The following is a 3,462-nucleotide window of genomic DNA, read 5'->3' as shown; positions in this document are numbered from 1 at the left end:
GGTCAGCGACGGCATGTTCCAGGCCCTCATCGACGGGCGGGTCCCGCTGCCCGAACCGCTCCGCCCGCAGCAGGACCCGGGCGCCCCGCAGGACCCGCCCGTCGATGAGGGCCTGGAACATGCCGTCGCTGACCAGGCTGCGGGCCTCGATCATCCCGCGGTAGTCGGCCGCCGAGTACTCGCGCACCCGGAAGCCGCGGTGCTGGTCGGCCTCCAGCAGCCCCTGCGCGGACAGGTCGACGAGCGCCTCGCGCACCGGGGTGGCGGACACCCCGTACTGCTCGGCGATCTCCTTGACCGTGAACTCCTGCCCCGGCTGCAGCCGCCCGGCCAGCACCTCGTCCCGAAGCGCGTCCGCGATCTGCTGCCGCAGGGTGCTGCGGGTCACGGCGCCGGTTCCGCTGATGCCGGCCATCGTCGGGGCGTCTCCCTTGCGCGTGCGGTGGCGTACTCGCCCGTGTTCTGCTCGTCCACGTCCACGCCCCGCTCCCCGGCAGGGGAGGTGGACGAGGGACATGTACGTCTACGAGCACGCCACCTTACGCGTTCGGGTTCCGCCGGCGGCCCGGCGATATCGGACCGTGCACCGGCGATTCCGGGCCGTTCACCGTCGCAGAACGCCCCGTCACTCCGTGTGTTCGTCGGCCACGGACAGCGCGGCGTCCAGGGCTGCCAGGCCCTCCTTCAGCTCGGCCTCGGAGATGTTGCACGGCGGGACGACGTGGGTGCGGTTCATGTTGATGAACGGCCACAGGCCGTGCGCCTTGGCGGCGGCGGCGAAGGCCGCCATCGGCGCGTTCGCCTCACCGGTCGCGTTGTACGGCACCAGCGGCTCGCGGGTCTCGCGGTTCTTCACCAGCTCCAGCGCCCAGAACATGCCCGCGCCGCGCACCTCGCCGACGCTCGGGTGCCGCTCGGCCAGGTCGCGCAGCCCCGGCTCCACGACCTGCGCGCCGAGCCGCCGGGCGTGCTCGACGACGCCCTCCTCGGCCATCACCTCGATCGTCGCCACGGCCGCCGCGCAGGCCAGCGGGTGCCCGGAGTAGGTCAGCCCGCCCGGGTAGGGCCGCTTGCCGAACGTCTCGGCGATCTTCCCGGAGATGGCCACGCCGCCGAGCGGCACGTACCCGGAGTTCACGCCCTTGGCGAAGGTCATCAGGTCGGGGACGACACCGAACAGGTCCGCCGCGAACCACTCGCCGGTCCGCCCGAACCCGGCCATCACCTCGTCCAGGACGAACACGATCCCGTACGTGTCGCACAGCTCGCGCACCCCGGCCAGATAGCCCGGCGGCGGCACCATGATCCCCGCCGTGCCCGGGATCGTCTCCAGGACGATGGCCGCGATGGTGCCCGGCCCCTCGAAGGCGATCGTCGTCTCCAGGTGCTCCAGGGCCCGCGCGCACTCCTGCTCCTCGGTCTCGGCGTAGAAGCGCGAGCGGTACAGGAACGGCGCCCAGAAGTGCACGACGCCGGCCGAGCCGCTGTCGGAGGCCCAGCGGCGCGGGTCACCGGTGATGTTCACCGCCTGCTGCGTGCCGCCGTGGTAGGAGCGGTACGCCGAGAGCACCTTGGGCCGGCCGGTGTGCACGCGCGCCATGCGCACCGCGTGCTCCACGGCGTCCGCGCCGCCGTTGGTGAAGAAGATCTTGTCCAGGTCGCCGGGGGTGCGCTCGGCGATCAGCCGGGCCGCCTCCGAGCGCGCCTCGATCGCGAAGGCCGGCGCGAACGTGGTCAGGCGGGCGGCCTGCTCCTGGATCGCGGCGACGACCTTGGGGTGCTGGTAGCCGATGTTGGTGTAGACGAGGCCGCTGGTGAAGTCCAGGTAGCGGTTGCCGTCGTAGTCCCAGAAATACGACCCTTCGGCGCCCGCCACGGCGAGCGGGTCGATGAGCTCCTGCGCGGACCAGGAGTGGAAGACGTGCGCACGGTCGGCGGCCTTGACGGCGGCCCCGGCCTCGGGGTTCGGCTGGTGGGTCCGGGAAACCGGAGAGGGCTGAGGGGTCATGCGGCGAGCGTAGATGTCCGGGATGCGGACACGGCATGGGCGTCCTGTCTGCGGTCACGGGCAATCCGCGACAGGTTGTCGGGGAGCGGGGCGCACGCGGCGGGGCCCGTGCGGTATCCGCGTACGGGCTGTTACGGAACCGTAGACGGCGGGCCGCTGCCCGGCCGGTGACGCCGCACTATTCTCGGTCTGTCGCACAGGGGCGTACCGGGGGACATCGGGGGGAGGCGGCTTCGCCATGGAGAAGCTCGGGCCGGGGGATCCGCTGGCGCAGGGCGGGCGGATCCGGGGGAGCGCCGGGACCTACCGGCTGCTGGCGCGGCTCGGGGCCGGCGGCATGGGGCAGGTGTATCTGGCCCGCTCCGACCGGGGCCGCACCGTCGCCGTGAAAGTGGTCCGGCGGGAACTGGCGCAGCGGGAGGAGTTCCGGGCCCGGTTCCGGCAGGAGGTGCAGGCCGCGCGGCGGGTCGGCGGCCACTGGACGGCACCCGTGCTGGACGCGGACACCGAGGCCGCCGTCCCCTGGGTCGCCACCGGGTACGTCGCCGGGCCCAGCCTGCAGCAGGTCGTCGGGCACGACCACGGGCCGCTGCCCGAGCGGTCGGTACGGGTCCTCGCCGCCGGTCTCGCGGGCGCGCTCGAGGACATCCACGCCGCCGGGCTCGTCCACCGCGACCTCAAGCCGTCCAACGTGCTGGTCACCATCGACGGCCCCCGGGTCATCGACTTCGGCATCGCGCGGGCGCTGGAGAGCGTCCCCGACGGCGGGCTCCCCCGGCCCGGCGCGCTGGTCGGCTCGCCCGGCTTCATGGCGCCCGAGCAGGTGCGCGGCGAGAGGATCACGCCCGCCTGCGACGTGTTCTGCCTCGGCTCCGTGCTCGCCTACGCGGCGACGGGCGCGCTGCCCTTCGGCACCGCCGACAGCGGGGTGCACGCGCTGATGTTCCGCATCGCCCAGGAGGAACCGGACCTGCGGGCGCTGCCCGAGGGCCTGGCCGACCGGGTCGGCGCCTGCCTGCACAAGGACCCGGCGGCCCGGCCCACCGTGGAGGAGATCATCGCGCGCACCGGCGCCGAGGACACGGTGGCCGACGGGCGCCTGCGTGACCCGTGGCTGCCGAGCGCGCTGGTCGCCCAGCTCGGGCGGCACGCGGTACGGCTCCTGGACGCGGAGAACCCGGCGGATGTGGAGCCGGAGTCGGGGACGGCTTTGGGCACGGCGGGGGCTTCCGCCGGAGGGGACGGGGCGGGGTGGGGGGGGGGGCCCCGGCGGGGTCCCCCCCCCCTGGGTTCCCGGCGCGCGGGGGGGCGGGGGCGGAGAGGGGGGGGGGGGGGGGGGGGGGGCCCCGCGCCCCCCCCGCCGTGAGGGGTTGCGATACGGGACGTCGTTCATGATCCGCCCCGGGGGTCGAGCCTCGTCGGCCCGGCCGCGGTGCCAGGTGGGTGCCTGGAAC

Annotated in this window: 2 protein-coding genes and 1 pseudogene; 1 reads left to right on the top strand and 2 read right to left on the bottom strand. The window is 74.5% G+C overall.

All coding sequences use genetic code 11. The features are described from left to right. Both GV126_RS18600 and GV126_RS18595 read right to left on the bottom strand, forming a co-directional pair. Positions 1-415: GntR family transcriptional regulator (locus GV126_RS18600; protein WP_236570046.1), on the bottom strand; the 415-nt coding region annotated here is incomplete at its 3' end. 210 nt (positions 416-625) lie between these two features. Continuing rightward, entirely contained in the window at positions 626-2,008 is a 1,383-nt protein-coding gene (locus tag GV126_RS18595) for an aspartate aminotransferase family protein (RefSeq protein ID WP_159668118.1), read from the bottom strand. A gap of 238 nt (positions 2,009-2,246) precedes the next feature. Here GV126_RS18595 and GV126_RS18590 point away from each other — a divergent pair. Beyond that, positions 2,247-3,189: pseudogene (locus GV126_RS18590) on the top strand (serine/threonine-protein kinase); the annotation flags it as partial. Positions 3,190-3,462: the final 273 nt, after the last annotated feature.

This window comes from Streptomyces mexicanus (assembly GCF_902506575.1).
Lineage (GTDB): Bacteria > Actinomycetota > Actinomycetes > Streptomycetales > Streptomycetaceae > Streptomyces > Streptomyces mexicanus.
The sequence above is the reverse complement of the archived record's forward strand: the minus strand, read 5'-3'. Positions and strand labels throughout refer to the sequence as shown.